This is a genomic window from Caballeronia sp. LZ043 (assembly GCF_031451075.1).
Taxonomy (GTDB): Bacteria; Pseudomonadota; Gammaproteobacteria; order Burkholderiales; family Burkholderiaceae; genus Caballeronia.
In genome coordinates, this window is the sequence record NZ_JARUXT010000003.1 from 1,650,969 (window position 1) to 1,667,930 (window position 16,962).

At 63.4% G+C, this 16,962-nt stretch carries 16 protein-coding genes and 1 pseudogene; 8 read left to right on the forward strand and 9 right to left on the reverse strand.

Annotated features, from left to right (window positions below; all coding sequences use genetic code 11):
• Window positions 1-16 precede the first annotated feature (16 nt).
• Window positions 17-1,318 carry a DUF2325 domain-containing protein gene (locus tag QCE64_RS27590; RefSeq protein ID WP_310007302.1) on the reverse strand — a complete coding sequence of 434 codons (1,302 nt, stop codon included), beginning with the start codon at window positions 1,316-1,318 and terminating at the stop codon, window positions 17-19.
• A 286-nt stretch (window positions 1,319-1,604) separates the two neighbouring features.
• On the opposite strand from QCE64_RS27590, the pseudogene QCE64_RS27595 reads away from it, so the two are divergent.
• Window positions 1,605-1,823, forward strand: a pseudogene (locus QCE64_RS27595) (biotin/lipoyl-containing protein); the annotation flags it as partial.
• A gap of 168 nt (window positions 1,824-1,991) precedes the next feature.
• Entirely contained in the window at window positions 1,992-3,401 is a 1,410-nt protein-coding gene (lpdA, locus tag QCE64_RS27600; protein WP_310007403.1) for a dihydrolipoyl dehydrogenase, read from the forward strand.
• Window positions 3,402-3,405: 4 nt separating this feature from the next.
• Here the strand turns inward: lpdA and QCE64_RS27605 are convergent, their stop codons facing one another.
• The 3 genes from QCE64_RS27605 to QCE64_RS27615 all read right to left on the reverse strand — a co-directional run bounded on the left by QCE64_RS27605 (window position 3,406) and on the right by QCE64_RS27615 (window position 8,942).
• A complete protein-coding gene (locus QCE64_RS27605; protein ID WP_310007304.1) occupies window positions 3,406-4,062 on the reverse strand; it encodes a retron system putative HNH endonuclease in 657 nt (218 codons plus the stop codon).
• Window positions 4,059-5,366 carry an AAA family ATPase gene (locus QCE64_RS27610; protein WP_310007306.1) on the reverse strand — a complete coding sequence of 436 codons (1,308 nt, stop codon included), beginning with the start codon at window positions 5,364-5,366 and terminating at the stop codon, window positions 4,059-4,061. The genes QCE64_RS27605 and QCE64_RS27610 overlap by 4 nt, the downstream gene beginning before the upstream one ends.
• A gap of 120 nt (window positions 5,367-5,486) precedes the next feature.
• A complete protein-coding gene (locus QCE64_RS27615; RefSeq protein WP_310007308.1) occupies window positions 5,487-8,942 on the reverse strand; it encodes a response regulator in 3,456 nt (1,151 codons plus the stop codon).
• 374 nt (window positions 8,943-9,316) lie between these two features.
• On the opposite strand from QCE64_RS27615, the gene QCE64_RS27620 reads away from it, so the two are divergent.
• On the forward strand, window positions 9,317-9,631 hold the full coding sequence (locus QCE64_RS27620; RefSeq protein WP_309925223.1) for a hypothetical protein: 315 nt from the start codon (window positions 9,317-9,319) through the stop codon (window positions 9,629-9,631).
• Here the strand turns inward: QCE64_RS27620 and QCE64_RS27625 are convergent.
• Window positions 9,625-10,566, reverse strand: a complete 942-nt coding sequence (locus QCE64_RS27625; RefSeq protein WP_309925225.1) for a LysR substrate-binding domain-containing protein — start codon at window positions 10,564-10,566, stop codon at window positions 9,625-9,627. The two genes, QCE64_RS27620 and QCE64_RS27625, sit on opposite strands and share 7 nt — an antisense overlap.
• Window positions 10,567-10,819: 253 nt before the next feature.
• On the opposite strand from QCE64_RS27625, the gene QCE64_RS27630 reads away from it, so the two are divergent.
• The 5 genes from QCE64_RS27630 (at window position 10,820) to QCE64_RS27650 (ending at window position 15,041) form a co-directional block, all read left to right on the forward strand.
• A complete protein-coding gene (locus QCE64_RS27630; protein WP_309925228.1) occupies window positions 10,820-12,079 on the forward strand; it encodes an aromatic ring-hydroxylating dioxygenase subunit alpha in 1,260 nt (419 codons plus the stop codon).
• Window positions 12,080-12,158: 79 nt separating this feature from the next.
• Entirely contained in the window at window positions 12,159-12,941 is a 783-nt protein-coding gene (locus QCE64_RS27635; protein WP_310007310.1) for a DeoR/GlpR family DNA-binding transcription regulator, read from the forward strand.
• The gene (locus tag QCE64_RS27640) at window positions 12,938-14,122 is read left to right on the forward strand and encodes an MFS transporter (RefSeq protein ID WP_310007311.1); all 1,185 of its coding nucleotides are present in this window, start codon (window positions 12,938-12,940) and stop codon (window positions 14,120-14,122) included. Before QCE64_RS27635 ends, QCE64_RS27640 begins: the two co-directional genes overlap by 4 nt.
• Window positions 14,119-14,502 (forward strand): VOC family protein, encoded by a 384-nt coding sequence (locus QCE64_RS27645; RefSeq protein ID WP_310007313.1) that lies wholly within the window; start codon window positions 14,119-14,121, stop codon window positions 14,500-14,502. Before QCE64_RS27640 ends, QCE64_RS27645 begins: the two co-directional genes overlap by 4 nt.
• Window positions 14,503-14,597: 95 nt before the next feature.
• Window positions 14,598-15,041 carry a DUF2501 domain-containing protein gene (locus tag QCE64_RS27650; protein WP_309925237.1) on the forward strand — a complete coding sequence of 148 codons (444 nt, stop codon included), beginning with the start codon at window positions 14,598-14,600 and terminating at the stop codon, window positions 15,039-15,041.
• Window positions 15,042-15,110: 69 nt separating this feature from the next.
• On the opposite strand, the gene QCE64_RS27655 is transcribed toward QCE64_RS27650, so the two are convergent.
• From QCE64_RS27655 to QCE64_RS27670, 4 genes are all read right to left on the reverse strand, one after another.
• Window positions 15,111-15,467, reverse strand: coding sequence for a hypothetical protein (locus tag QCE64_RS27655; protein ID WP_309925239.1), 357 nt, complete (start codon window positions 15,465-15,467; stop codon window positions 15,111-15,113).
• A gap of 89 nt (window positions 15,468-15,556) precedes the next feature.
• Window positions 15,557-15,862 carry a hypothetical protein gene (locus QCE64_RS27660; RefSeq protein WP_310007315.1) on the reverse strand — a complete coding sequence of 102 codons (306 nt, stop codon included), beginning with the start codon at window positions 15,860-15,862 and terminating at the stop codon, window positions 15,557-15,559.
• 97 nt (window positions 15,863-15,959) lie between these two features.
• Window positions 15,960-16,703, reverse strand: a complete 744-nt coding sequence (gene phbB / locus QCE64_RS27665) for an acetoacetyl-CoA reductase (RefSeq protein ID WP_309925242.1) — start codon at window positions 16,701-16,703, stop codon at window positions 15,960-15,962.
• A gap of 161 nt (window positions 16,704-16,864) precedes the next feature.
• Window positions 16,865-16,962 (reverse strand): hypothetical protein (locus tag QCE64_RS27670; RefSeq protein ID WP_309934219.1); only part of this gene is annotated, 98 nt, incomplete at its 5' end.

A 16,962-nucleotide genomic window follows, 5' to 3' on the forward strand; every position in this document is an offset into this window, starting at 1 on the left:
CCCCGAAGCTTTCCAGCTAGCCGTGACGCAGACAGAAGGCCGATGGCGGCGGTGACGCCGGGCTCACATCCCGCGCGCCCGCGCCAAGCCGCCCGACGAACTCCACGAAACTCGCCACGCTCGCCGTACGCAGCGGTGAATACGGCACGCCGTGACGCTCGCAAACACGCTTGAGCATGTTCATCGAATCGTGATCGATGCAATCGACGGGAAACAGCACCGCGTCGGCATTCGGCAGCGCCGCCGCAAGCAAGCCCTTGCGATCTTCGATGCCGCCATCGTGCACAACCAGTTCGCCGCCCGCCGCAGCCGTCAGCGACCTGAGCAGTGCATTCGAATTCGGCCTGCCGCCCACATAGACGATGCGCTTCCCTTCCAGCCATTCGACCGCGCGCCGGCGTGTCTCGGGCTCATCGCCGGCGGCGAGCGTCGCGCGTTCGAGCGCCGCGCATTCCGCCTGCACCACCTTCAACAACGCCTGCGTCTCGCCCAGGCTGTTGCGCAATGCGCGCGACTGTTCCTCTTCCTGCAGCACGCGCTGCTCGACACTTTCACGACGGCTCGTATGCAGCGCCAGGCGCCGTTCGCCGTCCTCGACCTTCTCGCGCAGACGCTCGATTTCGTCTTCGAGTTCGATGGTCGAGCGTTCCGGCTTGCGCGCGGCCAACTGCAAGGCAAGCTCATGCGCCTGCCTGACGGCGGCATCGCGTTCGGCGCTCAATTCCAGCACCCGCGCCTGCTGGCGCTCCAGCTTGTCGCCGAGTTCCTGGTTCTCGGCTTCGAGCGCGACCAGACGCCGAATGTCCGCGCGATTCGCCGCGCCGACCAGATGCGACAGCATGTGCAGTTCGCCGAACGCGTACTGCCGCACTTCGATGCTCGCGTGCGGATGCGACATCACGGCCCAGTAAGCAGGCGGAATGTCGCCGGATTTGAGCGCTTCGTTCCACAGATCGAGCAGCGCCTGGGTATCGCGCGCGCTGTCGAAGCGGCGGATCGCGCCTGAATACCGTTCGTCGAGCGCCTTGTGCAGCGCCTTCGCACCCGCGCCGCCGGCAATGGCCAGCTCGACCGCCGCGTGATGGATCTCCAGATCGCTCGCGTGATAGCGGTCGAGGTCGGTGAACTTCGGCACGAGCTTGCGCAGCTCGCCCGTCGAAAGACACGTACCGATGACCGAGCAGTGCAGATGCGAGTCCAGTTCCGCGAGGCGCGCGCGACGGCGCACCGGACGCGGAACGGCCTCGCCCGGCTGGCAGCAGGCGTCGCCATGCGCATGGGCATGCGTGCGCGCGAGTTGGAACGGCGGGGTTTGCATGATCACCTCGGGCTCGATCGGCAGGGCCAGGACGAGCGCGGATGCCGCGCGCAGACGCGAGATGGCGCCCCGGCAAGATCAGTCGAAAGCTTTTTTGCAATATACCACCGAATATAGCGACGACGAAAACGCACTGGCCGTCCGTGCCTTGCCGCGCGCGGGCTACGGACACGGCGTATCCTACGACTTCGGCGCGCGGGGCCGGCCGTGCAAGGCCGCGTCCGCAAGGCGCCGCGCCGGACGTTTCCAATCGCGAACAACGCGCTCGCTCACAAGGAGAATCTGAATGGCCAGGGTTGAAGTCAAGGTTCCGCAGCTTTCCGAATCCGTCACTGAAGCGACGATGCTGCCGTGGAAGAAAAATGCGGGCGACGCCGTGGCACAAGACGAAACGCTCGTCGAACTGGAAACTGACAAGGTTGTGCTCGAAGTGCCCGCGCCCGGCGCCGGCACGCTCGTGGAAGTGCTGAAGAAAGCAGGCGACATCGTTCACGCCGATGAAGTGCTCGCCGTGATCGATACCGAAGCGAAGGCATCGGCGGCCCCTGCGGCAGCTGAAAAGCCGGCAGCAGCCGCTGCACCCGCAACGCCTGAGAAGCCCGCAGCACCCGCGCAAGCCGCCGCACCCGCGCCCGCATCCGCCCCGGCCGGTCAGAAAGCCGATTTCGACGTCATCGTGATCGGCTCAGGGCCGGGCGGCTATATCGCCGCGATCCGCGCCGCGCAACTCGGCCGCAAGGTCGCCTGCGTCGAGGAATGGATCAATCCGGCGGGCAAGCCGAAACTCGGCGGCACCTGCCTGAACGTCGGCTGCATTCCGTCTAAAGCGTTGCTGGCATCGTCGGAGGAATTCGAGAAGGCCAGCCTTCACTTCGGCGACTTCGGCATCAAGATGGACAACCTGTCCGTCGATGTCGAGAAGATGGTCGGACGCAAGGAAGCGATCGTCGAAAAGATCACCGGCGGCGTGGAATTCCTGTTCCGCAAGAACAAGATCACCTGGCTCAAAGGTCACGGCAAGCTCGCCGGCAAGGATGGCGGCAACTTCAAGATCGAAGTGAGCGGCGACGGCAAGAGCGAAAGCCACACCGCGCAGCACGTGATCATCGCGACGGGCTCGAAGGCGCGGCATCTGCCGAACGTGCCGGTGGACAACAAGATCGTCTCCGACAACGAAGGCGCCCTCGCCTTCACCTCCGTGCCGAAGAAGCTCGCGGTGATCGGCGCGGGCGTGATCGGGCTGGAACTCGGCTCGGTGTGGCGTCGGCTCGGCGCGGAAGTGACGATTCTCGAAGCGCTGCCCGAATTCCTCGGCACCACGGATACCGCGCTGCAGAAGGAAGCCGCCAAGCTGTTCAAGAAGCAGGGCCTGGCCATTCATCTCGGCGTCAAGATTGACGGCGTGAAGACCACGGATTCGAGCGTGTCGATTTCCTACCAGGACAAGGACGGCAACGCGCAGACGCTGGACGCGGACCGGCTGATCGTGTCGATTGGCCGCGTGCCCAACACCGACAATCTCGGCCTCGATTCAATCGGTCTGGCGGCCGATGAGCGCGGCTTCATTCCCGTCGACGGTCATTGCGCGACGAAGGTACCGAACGTGTACGCGATCGGCGATGTCGTGCGCGGCCCGATGCTCGCCCACAAGGCCGAGGACGAAGGCGTGCTGGTGGCGGAGATCATCGACGGGCAGAAGCCGCATATCGACTACAACTGCATTCCGTGGGTGATCTACACGCACCCGGAGATCGCGTGGGTCGGGCAGACCGAGCAGGCGCTGAAGGCGGAGGGCCGCGAGGTCAAGGCAGGGCAGTTCCCGATGCTCGCCAATGGCCGCGCAATGGGCATCGGCGAGACCGATGGCTTCATCAAGATCATCGCCGATGCCAAGACCGACGAGATTCTCGGCGTGCATATCATTTCGGCGAACGCGTCGGATCTGATCGCGGAAGCCGTTGTCGCGATGGAGTTCAAGGCGGCGGCCGAGGATATCGGACGGATTTGCCATCCGCATCCTTCGCTTTCGGAGGTGATGCGCGAAGCGGCGCTCGCGGTGGACAAGCGGGCGTTGAATATCTAGGCCGCTAGAGATCTGACGACGGAAGGTATTGCCCGGCGTAGCGAGCAATCACATGGCCGAAAGAGGGAAGCCTTCCGTCGCCGTCGGGGCGGCTGAAGGCGTCCCGAAGTTGCGACAGGTCTTCGTCGCTGGCGGTCGACAGAAAATTGGCATCCAGCGCATTTCCGAGCACTTCGGCGCGCGCCGCTCGCAAGAACGGAATATCCAGCGATAAAAGCTCGTTCATGTATCTCGCGGGTTCGTCGGAAGGATCGGCAGGCGTAATCGTACCGAGCGCGGTGTACACGAATCGCTTTTCACAGGTCGCATCCTGCGGATCAATGATCCTGCGCTCATCAAAGCGGTTGCCTTTAGCATGCCCGCAATGTCGCGGCAAGCCGGCTCCGATGTTCTTCAGGCAGGAGGCGTGCAGGTTCTCGAAGCTCAACTGCAACGCCTCGAATTGATCCTGCGGCCGAAAATGTTCGATATGGCTATCATCCAGCGTGACCTCGCGGCCGCAATAGCAACACACCCAGCCCTGCTCTGCGAGCAAGGCCCTGTGCAGCGCCTGCTTCTCGGGGTTCTGCAACTGCGCATAGCTCGGCTCCCAGCCTTCGTCCCCGTCCGTCTTCCATTTCTCGAAAGCCTCCGGAGCAGCGCCCTTCACCACGTTCTTCATCGGCCCAAAACCTCTTTCCGCTTGATCAAGGCTTCAGCGCCTGCCAGTTCAGGAATGCCCGGTGCCAACGCCTTCAAACTGGTCAGGCGGTTACGCGCATTCGAGAGATCATTCCGCTCGATAGCCGCGAACAACTCAGACAGAGCCTGTTCGACTTCGGCTGGCCGAGGCTTTGCATCCATGATCTGTTCGAGGATGCGGCTGGAATCGAGTCCATAGCTGACTTGCGGCCGCTCGAAACCGTCTGGCTGAAGCAGAATGATTTCGCTGGGATGCAATTCGCTCAGGATCTGCGGAGAGTGGCTCGCGGTAATGAACTGCACACGCGGAAATGCTTGAGTCAAACCTCTCACGATCAGACGCTGCCACTTGGGATGAAGATGAATGTCCAGTTCGTCGATGAGAACCACTCCGGGCGTTTCCTGCGCCACGTTCTGCTTCAGTTGGGGATTGAGCAAGCACATCCGCCGGGCGATATCCGTCACCAACGCAATCGCGACGCGCTGGCCGTCGCTCAGATTGCCAAAAGCGGTAGGCGTCTTGCCGCTGAGCCACTCCATGATCAGGCTCTTTTGAGCCATCTCGTAGCGCAGACCCTTCGCATCTTCCACCACGGCCTGAAGCGCGCCATTGGCAATAGCGAGTTCATCATCGACGATGGCGTCCCAGCGAGCGCCTTGGTCCGTCACGGACTGAAGGCGCTCCAACGTCTTGGCGATGACCCATTCCTGAACTGCATCCGGATCCGCGGACGCGTCCCACCAATTCGAGTAGCCAGAGACCCTTGATTCGCGTCGGGTTACTGCGGCAAGTTCGCGCGCCTGAGCAGCAGGCCAGTGACGATAAGCGGGATAGTATGCAAGTATGGGAAGCGGATCTTGTGAAGATGTGTTGCCTGCCGAATCACCGCCGTCGAATCGCTTCCGAATGACCAAGCCAGGACTGTCATCCTGAATTGAAGTCTGAACGGCTTCACCATGCCGCTCCACAGTCCAGCCCAAGGCCTCGCCGCCTATTTGACCGTTGGCAACAAGCTTCATGGGATATTGAGGCTCGAATCGATAGCGCGAGCCAAATGCCTCAACGCTGATTCGCACTGAATCCCGATCATTCAACGGTTCGAAATAGCCGTCCGAAGCCGCTACATAATGCGTGCTCGGCGCCAGTGCATCGCGGATTCCCTTCAGGAGAGAAGTTTTCCCGCTGCCATTCACACCTGCGATGACGTTGAAACCCAGCTCGAACGAGACTGTGAAAGACGTGTAGCAACGGTAATTGTGTAGTTCAAGCGACGTCAGTCTCATCCCGGATTCTCCATCAAGCAGTTCCTCGAACTGCTTCGGTATCGACTTGCATCTTCAATGCGGAAGCGGCGCTCGAGCGCCGCGTTCAACTCAAGCACTCGATAGAATGCCCGTCCGATTCTACACGCGCCGCGCCATCCACACCCTCAACAACGAGTAAAGCCGGTCGATGTCGATCGGCTTTGCCAGATAGTCACTCGCCCCCGCCGCGAGACACTGTTCCTGATCGTCCTTCATCGCCTTCGCCGTGATCGCGATGACCGGCAGCTTCCTGAAGCGCGCATCCTCGCGGATGCGCCGCGTCGCCTCCAGTCCGTCCATGCCCGGCATCATCACATCCATCAGCACGACGTCGATGCCCGGATTCTTGTTGAGCGCCTCGATCGCCTCGAAGCCGTTGCGGCCGATCTCCACCTTCAGCCCCTGATGCTCCAGCGCGCTCGACAGCGAGAAAATGTTGCGGATGTCGTCGTCCACCAGCAGCACGCGCCGGCCATCCAGCACGCGATCCCGCGAACGCGACACATGCAGCATCGCCTGGCGGTCCGCCGACAGATCCGTTTCCACCTTGTGCAGGAACAGCGTCACTTCATCGAGCAGACGTTCCGGCGAGCGCGCGCCCTTGATGATGATCGACTGCGAATAGCGCAACAACTCCGCTTCCTCGTCATGCGTCAGGTTGCGGCCCGTGTAGACGATCACCGGCGGGAACGAATAGGCGTCGATCGCGGCCATCTGGCGCAGCAGGTCGCCGCCCTGCATGTCCGGCAGTTTCAGGTCGATGATCATGCAGTCGAAGATCGTCGTCTTCAGCATGTCGAGCGCTTCGCGTCCGTATTCGACCGGCGTGATCTCCACGTCCGCATCGCTGATCAGTTCGACGATGCTCTGGCGCTGACGCGCATCGTCTTCCACCAGCAGCACGCGCTTGATCTTCTGGCTGCTCTTTTCCTCGAGCCGCTGGAAAATCTCCAGCAACTGCTCGCGTGTGGTCGGCTTGACCGCATGGCCGATCGCCCCGAGATGCAGCGCCGCTTCGCTGCGGTCCGTCGCCGACACCACATGCACGGGAATATGCCGCGTCCGCGCATTCGCCTTCAATTCCTGCAACAGCACCAGGCCTGAGCGGTCCGGCAAGCCGATGTCGAGCAGAATGGCGCTCGGCGCGCTCTCCTGCGCGAGCCGCAACGCCTCGCCTGCCGTGCCGCTCACGATGCAGCGATAGTCCAGCTCGTGCGCGAGATCGAACAGCACCTGGGCGAAGCGCGCGTCGTCCTCGACCACCAGCACGAGGCGACGGCCAGGCGCGGGATCGTCGTGGCGATCGTCGTCGATCACGCGGGCGGGCTCGACTGCTGCCATCGGTTCCACCACTTCAACTTCATCCACGGATTCCACCGGCTCCAAAGCTTGCGGAACTTCAACAGCCGCGTCATACGCAAGCGGCATCGTCAGCGTAAAGGTGCTGCCCGTGCCCGGGACGCTGCGCACCGCAATCGTGCCGCCGAGCAAGTGCGCCAGGCTGCGTGAAATCGACAGGCCCAAGCCCGTGCCGCCGTAATGACGGCTCGTGGTGCCATCGGCTTGCTGGAACGCCTCGAAGATCGCATCGAGCTGATCCGTCGCGATGCCGATACCCGTGTCCTTTACTTCGAACTCCACCGCACGCGAGGAATCCGCGTTCCGCAGCGTCAGCGAAACGACGCCGGCATCCGTGAACTTGATCGCGTTCGACAGCAGATTCTTCAACACCTGTTCGAGCCGCCGCGCGTCGGTTTCGAGCGTCGGATAGCCGGCCATCTCGTTGCGCAGTTCGAGCGTGAGCTGCTTCTGCCGCGCGAGCGGTTCGAACGTGCGCCGCAGCGTTTCCACGATGCGTTGCAGCGGCACGTCCTCGATATGCAGATCCAGCTTGCCCGCCTCGACCTTCGAAAGATCGAGGATGTCGTTGATCAGGTTCAGCAGGTCGTTGCCCGCGGAATAGATGGTCTGCGCATACTTGATCTGATCGCCGTTCAGGTTGCCGCTCTTGTTCTCGGAAAGCAGCTTCGCGAGAATCAGCGAGCTGTTCAACGGCGTGCGCAGTTCGTGCGACATGTTCGCCAGGAACTCCGACTTGTAGCGGCTCGCGCGCTGCAACGCATCGGCGCGCGTTTCGAGTTCGCCCTGCGCCGCGTTGAGCGCCGAATTGCGCTCGTCGAGCACGCGCGCCTGCTCCGCCAGTTGATCGTTGGTCTGCTCCAGCTCGGCCTTCTGGTTCGCAAGATAAGCCTGTGCCTGGGAAAGCGCGGTCGTCTGCTGCTCCAGTTCTTCGTTGGTGGTGCGCAGTTCTTCCTGCTGCATCTGCAATTCTTCGTTCAGTTGCTGCGTTTCCTCCAGCACGCGCTGCAAGCGCTCGCGATACTGCGCCGCATCGACGAAATCGCCGATGTTCCGCGCCACCAACTCCAGGAACTGCCGGTCGCGCGGACTGAGCGCGTGCATCGCGCCGAGTTCGAGTGCGCCGTTCGCGCGCCCTTCGTTTTCGATCGGCACGATCACGAGACTCGCCGGCGCGCTCCCGCCGAGCGCCGAGGTGACCTTCCAGTAACCGGACGGCACCTCGGCGACGCTCGTCAGCTTGCGCGCATGCACCGCTTGCCCGACCAGACTCGTCACGCCCGCCAGCGATCCCGGCACCGCCGCGCTGGCCGGATCGAAGCCGAAGCTGGCGGTGCGCTTGAGCGTGCCGTCGGCTTCGCGCACATAGAACGTGCCGAGCGAAATCTTCAGGTAATCGGAGAGGAAATCGAGAATGGACTGGCACAGCTGATCCAGCGTTTGCCGTCCGATGACCGTCTCCGCAAGCTGCCGCTGGCCGTCGCGCAGCCACGCCTGCTCCTGGAGCGCTTTCGTCTGCCGTTCCTGTTCGTCGATCGCCGCGCCGAACGCGCCCGACAGGCCCATCAGCTCGCGCCGGCCGAACACCGCCAGCACGACCGAAAGCGCCAGGCTCAGGATCATGAACACGGCGACGGTAATCGTCGTCAGTTGCCTGGCGGATTCAATACGCTGCAAGCGCAGCGTCTGCTCGATGTTGAGAAAGGCGTCGAGCTCACGCCCGGATTCCGCGCGTTCCGCGGAACCGCGTCCGGCACGCACGAGCGCGGCGGAATCCTGCTGGCGGCGGCGCGCGTCGATCAGCGCGTCGGCCACCTTGTCCCATTGCGCCTGCAACGCGCGGATGCGGATCAGGCGGTCCACCTGCGGCGTGTTGTCGGACACGAGGCCCGCGAGCGTGTCGATATCCGCCGACAGCTTCGGCTTCGCCGTCTCATAGGGCGCGAGGAAGGACTCGTCGCCGGTCAGCAGGAAGCCGCGAACCGCGCTCTCCTTGTCGCTGACCAGCCGGCCGATCTCCTGCGCATTGCCGATTACGCGCTCGGAATGCTCGACCCAGTTGATGCCCGAAAGCAGATACAGCACGAGCGCCAGGAAGGCGACCGCCGTGACGATGCCCGTCGCGAGCGGCAGCGTGATGTTGCGCAGAAGAATCCGACGAAAGCTGGCCTCGTCGACACCGGACCGCAAGGGCATAAACAGCTCCGATTAAGCGTGGCGGCCGCCCGGCGAGAACCGGCTGTCTGGATGACGCCAATCGCCGCGGCCGTTTCTAAAGTTGTAATTGTGGTTCCAGCCGGTGCGCATCATAACCGCTTTGAATCCGCCGCGCGGGAGCCGCCGGACGGGTGGGCGAAGGGTACATCGTATCGGCTTCCGAAACGGACGCGGCCATCCTTGCGCCTCCCTGAATATTTGCGCGCGCCGCCTTACAATCGACGCACGGCATACAGCCGCCACGGCCACGAGGAAAGCGTCATCGGCCCGGAGAAAGTGCTTGCGAGTTGTTTCACCGGTTTTCGCGGCCCATTCCGGCCGCGCGACGTTCAACCGATCTCTCTGGAGAGGCTATGAAAGCAACGCTCGGCAGCAGACTTGCCGTTTCCCTGATGGCGGCCGTATTCGGGCTGTCGGTCGCGCCGCTCGCCAGCGCCCAGGACAGCGCCGCCACCAATGGCGCCACGCAGGCCGCGCCCACCACCAAGGCCGACCAGAAAGCGGCGCGCAAGGCCGCCCGCAAGCAGGCCCGCGCCAAGAAGAACGCCGAACTCAAGAAGCTCGAGGACGCCGGCTACAACCCGGCCGTGCGCGACGACGCCAAATATCCGCAGGACATCCAGGACGCGCAGAAGAAGGCCGGCATCGGCCGGGGCGCGAGTCAGTAAGCGGTTTTTCCGGCGCTGCCCGCGTCCTGTGACGCAGCAGCGCCCTCTTCCCGCTTGTCGGGCACGGCGGGTTCCTCATGCAGCCATTCGACCAGGCCGTCGATGGACGAGGTAATCGACCGTCCGTGCGGAACCACGATGTAGTACGCGTCGGCGGGCTTGCATGACGCCGTATGCAGCCGCACCAGTTCACCCGACGCCAGGAAGTCCGTCACGAGCCGCGCCCAGCCGAGCGACACGCCCTGCCCGCAGCGCGCCGCCAGCACGGCATCGGAATAAATGCTGCAGCGAAGCGCGTAATTCAGGCGCGCCGGGCGATGCCCCACCGACGCAAACCACGCCTCCCAGCCCATCCAGCCTTCCGAAGTCGAATCCGAGCCGATCAGCGGCATCTGCGCGAGCGCTTCGAGCGTCTCCGGCGCCTCGTGTTCGCGCAGCCAGTCGGGCGAGCACACGGGGAACACTTCTTCGTCGAACAGATAGGTCGAGGTGCCGTCCGTCCAGGAACCGTCGCCGAAACGCACCGCGACATCGACTTCGTTGTGACGCAGGTCCGCGATGAACATCGGATCGGTCAGGCGCAGTTGCAGCTTCGGTTGCAGCCGCTTCAGGCTGGCCAGACGGGGAACGAGGCGCAGCTGCGAGAAGGCGGCGGTGGACGCCAGCACGAGTTCGCGCTGCTCGAAACCAGTGGAAAGACGGTCGAACACGCCCGCGATCTTCTGCATCGACTCCGCGACCACCAGATAAAGCGACTCGCCTTCGCCCGTCAGCGAGATGGAGCGGTGCAGGCGATGGAACAGCCTCACGCCGAGCGTCTCTTCCAGCACCTTCACCTGCCGGCTGACGGCCGCCTGACTGACGCCCAGTTCGCTCGCCGCATGCGTGAAGCTGCCGAGCCGCGCGACGGCTTCGAACTCGACCAGCGCGGTCATGGAAGGAATGATCCGCCTGTAACCTTTGGGGCCTCTTGCATTCTTCATCTGACGACGGTTCCTGTCCGGTGAATACAGCGTTCGAAGACTGCGGCAGGCGCGATTCTGCCTCAATTTTCACGGCTCGATACGCATAACATAGAGTAATGCGAGACGGAGATTAAAGGACATTGACGCTCACAGGCGGCACTCCAATACTGCGCGTACGGCGGCTGGGAACGCCCGCCGGAAACACATTCCTCTGGAGCGCATCGTGTCAGCCACTCCCCACAAGACCCATCGCGAACTGCTCGACAGCCGGGAGCCCGGCTGCGGCTTTCCGGGCGAAGTATTCAGTCGGCAGGACGTGTTCGAGAACGATCTCGACGTCTTCTTCAGCAAGCTCTGGATTCTCGCCGGCGTGACAGCGGACATTCCCGAGCCGGGCGATGTCTCCACGGTCGAAGTGGGCCGGGCATCGATCATGATCGTGCGCGACGACGACGACAACATCCGCACCTATCGCAACGTCTGCCGTCATCGCGGTTCGCGGATCATGAAGGAGGCGGGCAAGGCGAGTGTCGGCATGCTGGTGTGTCCGTATCACCAATGGACCTACGATCTCGACGGCAGTCTCAAGCACGCCGCGCACATGGGCAAGGATTTCGACGCCAAGTGCAAGAGCCTGATCCCGGTCCATACGAAGGTGATCGGCAGCCATATCTACGTGTGTCTCGCCGATGATCCGCCGGAAGACGTCATGAAGCTCGATCAGGCGATGACGCCGCGCTTCGCGCCGCATCAGATGCAGCGCACGAAGATTGCGTTCGAGGCGGAGATCATCGAGAACGGCAACTGGAAGCTCGTGATCGAGAACAATCGCGAGTGCTATCACTGCGAAGGCACGCACCCCGAGCTGTCCAATTCGTTCCTGCCGGAAGACTTCGGCTACTGTCTCGACGGTCTCGGCGAGGAAGCCGTCAGGGACTACGAAGCCTATACGGCGCGCAACGAGAAAAGCCGCGAAGACTGGGAGCGGGACGGCTTCATCTGCGAGCTGGTGGAAGCCGTCGATGAAAGCGCGCAGACCAATTTCCGCACGCAGCGGCTCGTCATTGCGGGCAGCAACGAATCGCAGACGATCTCGACCCGCGTGGCCAGCACGAAACTCCTCGGCGATCTGCAACGCCGCGACCTCGGCGACGTGCATCTGTGGGGACACAATTCGTGGACCCACGTGATGAGCGATCACGCGGTTGTCGCCTTCATTCTGCCGATCGCGCCGGACAAGACCGTCGTGCGCACCAAGTGGCTGGTTCATGAGGATGCGGTGGAAGGCGTGGACTACGACGTGCCGACGCTCACGGAAGTCTGGCTCGCCACCACGCGCCAGGACGCCGATCTCGTCGCGAACACGCACAGCGGCACGCAGGATCCGGCCTATGTGCCGGGCCCGTATTCGCGCTACACCGAAACCGCGCTCGACCAGTTCTGCCGCTGGTATGACGCGCGTCTGAGCGAGCACGGCATCTGAAACTCTATTGACGTGCATGGTTCACATGCACGTTTATGCACGTTTACATTCTTGTTTGTGCACACTAGAATGCACACTCATGAATGAAGACATCCCACTCGCCCGCCGCGATGAGATCGCGGCGCGGCTCGCACAAGGCCAGCCGGTCGTCGCGGCGGCGCTCGCCACGGAATTCCATGTCTCGGAAGACGCCATCCGGCGCGATCTCCGCGCGCTGGCGGCGGAAGGCCGCTGCCGCCGGGTGTACGGCGGCGCGTTGCCGATCACGCCGGCATCGGCGCCCATGGCCAGCCGGATCGACCAGGCCCAGGAACGCAAGGCAGCGCTGGCGCGTGCGGCGGTGCCGCTGATCGAACCGGGCGAACTTCTGTTCCTCGACAGCGGCAGCACCAATCTCTCGCTGGTCGCCCTGCTTCCGGAAGACTTCGGCCTCACGGTCGCGACCAACTCCGTCGATATCGCCGCCGCCGTACTGCGCCGCGCCGACCTGCCGCTCATCATGACCGGCGGCGTCGTCGATCCGGCGGTCGGCGGGTGTGTCGATGCGCAAGCCATGCAGCAGGTCGCGCAGATGAACATCGACCGCTGTTTCATCGGCTCGTGCGCCATTTCGTCGAAGGCGGGCATCAGCGCCTTCTCGCTCGCCGACGCAAGCTTCAAACGCGCGGTGCTGGCCGCCAGCCGGCATGGCATCGTGCTCGCGCTCAACGACAAGTTCGACGCCCGCGCGCCGCATCGCATCGCCGCCGTCAAAGCGATCGGCAGCATTGTCGTCGAGCATGATCTGCCTCGTGCGGAACGTGCGGCGTTGTCGAAAGGCGGCGCGTCCGTTCTGGCGGCTGCGGAGGCTGTCGGATCATGAACGCGCGTTCCCTTCCCGAGCAGCGTGCTTCAGAAGCGGCGCATCCGGCCGCGCGTCTCGCGACACGGCTCGCCTTCCTCGTCGCGGGCTTCGGGGTCGCGTGCTGGGCGCCGCTCGTGCCGTTCGCGAAGCAGCGTCTCGGCGTCGATGACGGCGTGCTCGGCATGCTGCTGCTCTGCATCGGTCTCGGTTCCGTCTTCGCGATGATGATGACCGGCGCGCTCAGCGCCCGCTACGGCAGCAAGCCGATCATCGTGGCGGGCGGGACCGGGCTGGCCGCCATTCTGCCGCTGCTCACGGTGGCCGACACGCCCGTCGCGCTCGGCATTGCCCTGCTCGGATTCGGCGCGTGTCTCGGCTCGCTCGATGTCGCGATGAACATCCATGCAGTCGAAGTCGAGCGCGCCGCGCAGCAACCGCTGATGTCCGGTTTTCACGCGCTGTTCAGCGTCGGTGGATTCGCCGGTTCGCTGCTCATGATGTTCCTGCTGTCGATGCACATCGGCATGTTACTGAGCGCGTCGTTGTGCGCGGGGCTCATGTTCGGCGCGATGATCGTGGCGCGTCCTCGACTGATCGAAACCGCCAGCGCGAACGACGCACCCTTGTTCGCCGTGCCGCGCGGCATCGTGCTGTTGCTGGCGGCGCTGGCTGCGATCACCTTTCTCGTGGAAGGCGCGTTGCTCGACTGGAGCGCGCTGCTGCTCACCAGCACCGGAATCGTCGCGGCCGCGCAGGGCGGACTGGGCTACATGGGCTTCTCGATCGCGATGACCGCAGGCCGTTTCGGCGGCGATGCATTGACGGCCCGCATCGGCGATCGCGCGATGGTGTACTGGGGCGGGCTGCTTGCCATCGCGGGCTTCGTCGTGCTGCTGACCGCGCCGTCCGCCGTTGGCGCGATGAGCGGCTTCGTGCTGATCGGGCTCGGCGCTTCGAACGTGGTGCCGGTGTTGTTTCGACGCGCGGGCACCCAGCATGCGATGCCGTCCACGCTGGCCGTCGCGGCCATCACGATGACGGGCTATGCCGGGCATCTGCTCGGACCGGCGGGCGTAGGTTTTGTCGCGAAGGAAGTGGGCTTGTCCGGCGCGTTCTGGCTCCTGGCTGGTTTGCTTTGTTTCGTGCCCGTCTGTGCGCGGAGGGTGACCGCACGCGAGCCCAATGAGGTGCGTCAATGAACGTTGCGCACGTGGCGCTCTGGACGCGCGATCTAAAAACAGCGGCAGCATTCTGGCGCGCGCACTTCGGCGCGAAGATCGGAGAGCCGTATCGCAGCCAGCGCCGGCCAGGATTCGTGTCCTGCTTCGTCACGTTGCCTGACGGCGGCGCGCAGATCGAGCTGATGACGGCGCCGTGGCTCGCAAATGCCGACATCGCCGATCACGTGGGCTGGGATCATCTCGCGATCGCACTCGGCAGCCGCGCGGCAGTCGACACGATGGCGCAGCGCTGCGGTGCGGAGGGCTTGCTGATCGCGGCGCCCCGCATCACGGGCGACGGTTTTTACGAAGCTGTCATAGCCGCGCCGGACGGCACGCGCATTGAAATTACGGCATAGCTGCGCACGGCGTTTCGCCATTCACGCTGTTGCGCTGCCCGCCGGGTGCCCCGCTGAAAACCAACTATAGTGGGAGTTCACCCAGCGGAGGCTCCATGATCTTTTCAAAACGACAGGTGGGCGCGGGCAGCATTCTCGTTGCGACCTTGCTCTGTTCATCCATCGCGCAGGCGCAGCTCGGCAACCTTCTCAATCAGGGAAAGAGCAGCGGCGGCGGTGGACTGGGTAGTCTGAGCGGCCTGGGAAACGGTTTGTCGATGGACTCGCTGACATCCAGTAGCACGGGCAATGTCGCCGGCGTGCTCGAGTTCTGCGTGAAGAACAACTATCTCGGCGGCAGTGCGTCGTCCGTCAAGGACGGCTTGATGAGCAAGCTCGGCGGCTCGCCTTCCACGGACAGCGGCTATACCGATGGCGCGAAAGGCGTGCTAGACAGCGGCGGCGGCAAGACGCTCGATCTCAGCGGCGGCGGACTCAAGGAGCAGATCACGAAGCAGGTCTGCGACAAGATTCTTGCTCAGGGCAAGTCGCTTCTGTAGTTCGCTGATGAGCTGACTTGCTTCGGCACCCGTGCTGTCATCGAGGTGTCTCAGCCCGATCCCCGCAAATCACTCGTCCCGCGCCGGCGCGACACCGCCCGAAGCCGTCGTCGCGTCCGGCACGCAGGTGAACGACACCTTCGCCGTCTGCTCTTCCAGCGAGCGCACGCCGCTCGTCGCTTCGGACTTCACCGAGACGCGTTGCGAGCGTTGCTTGCAATAGTCCGTTGCGGCATCCATCGCGGCCTTGCGCGCGGTGGCCCAGGACATTCGCGTGCCTGTAGCCTTGCCCGTGACGGTGTAGCTGTTCGGTTGCGGCCCGGCGGTGATATCGCTGGTCGTGCCGCATGCAGCGAGCAGAAGCGAGAGCGCGGATGCGCCGAGTACGTGACGCAAACGTAAGAGGGATTGAAGTGGATTCGACATGCGCTTGTGAACCGTGATGAATGAGGACGGCCCGAATGGTACAAGCGCCCGCGAATTTCTTCACGGATCAGAGGAAACAAAGTGCATCATCAAGCCGAAGGCAGCCGCCGCGCACGAGTGTCCGCGCGGCTCTCGTGGATTGACCGCTCACACCCCCGGCTGTTCTTGCGCATTGCTCGGACTTCGGCGATCCGCTCGAGCAAACGTTGCAGACGGGCGTATTGACAGGGCGCAAGCCCCGGCGTCGCCAGCGCCTGCACGACGCGCGCACGCCAGTACGTCTGCGAAAACAGCGAATTTGCGCCTTCGAGACTCAATACCTGTTCGAGATGCTCGATCGCCGCATCCAGATGACCGACGCTATATGAAGGTGTGCCTTTGTAGAAATCATTCATGGGCACGATTGCTCTGGCGAGCGATTGTTTCAGATGAGGAAACGCGCTGCTTCGGCAGCAGGGCGGCACACGTGCGACCGTGCGCCGCCGGCCATCCTTAGTTCATGTGCTGACCGCCGTTGATCGCGATGTTCGAACCGGTCACGAAACCCGCATCGTCCGAACACAGGAATGCGACGAGCGCCGCGACTTCTTCCGGCTTGCCGAGGCGGCCGGCCGGGATCTGCGGCAGGATCTTCGTGTCGAGGATCTCTTGCGGAATCGCCGTCACCATCTTGGTGGCGAGATAGCCCGGCGAGATCGTGTTGACGGTGACGCCCTTCTTCGCGACTTCGAGCGCGAGCGACTTCGTGAAGCCATGCATGCCGGCCTTGGCGGCCGAGTAGTTCGTTTGCCCAATCTGGCCTTTGGAACCATTCACCGACGAAATGTTGATGATGCGGCCCCAGCCGCGCGACACCATTTCCTCGCACACCGGCTTGGTCATGTTGAAGACCGAGTCGAGATTGGTGCGCAGCACGGCGTCCCAGTTCACCTTGGTCATTTTCTTGAAGGTGGTGTCCTGCGTGATGCCCGCATTGTTCACGAGGATGTCGATCGGACCGACTTCGGCCTGGATCTGCGCCACGCAGTGTTGGGCGGAATCATAGTCGGCGACGTCCACGGCGAATGCGCGGATGTTGCGGCCCCGGCGGTCCATGTCGGCGAGCCATTCATTCACCTTGGCGTTGCCCGGCGAATGCGTCACGACGACCGCATAGCCCGCGTCGTGCAGCTTGATGCTGATGGCCTCGCCCAGACCGCCCATGCCGCCCGTCACCACTGCGATTCGCTTAGTCATGCTGATACTCCTCTCGAACAGATCTCTCAGATTGATGAAACTCGGAATGGCACCGGCGCCTTCCCTTTATCCCGACGCTTGTAATGATCTTGATGGTGCGTCGGGTCGCGTCTTCGCGGCGCCGGTGTGTACTTCGTGCTGCGTAGATACGTTGCGTGGACTTACGGCCGTTCCACCGCCAGCGCCACGCCCATGCCGCCGCCGATGCACAGCGACGCCAGACCCTTCTTCGCATCGCGCTTCTGCATTTCGTGCAGCA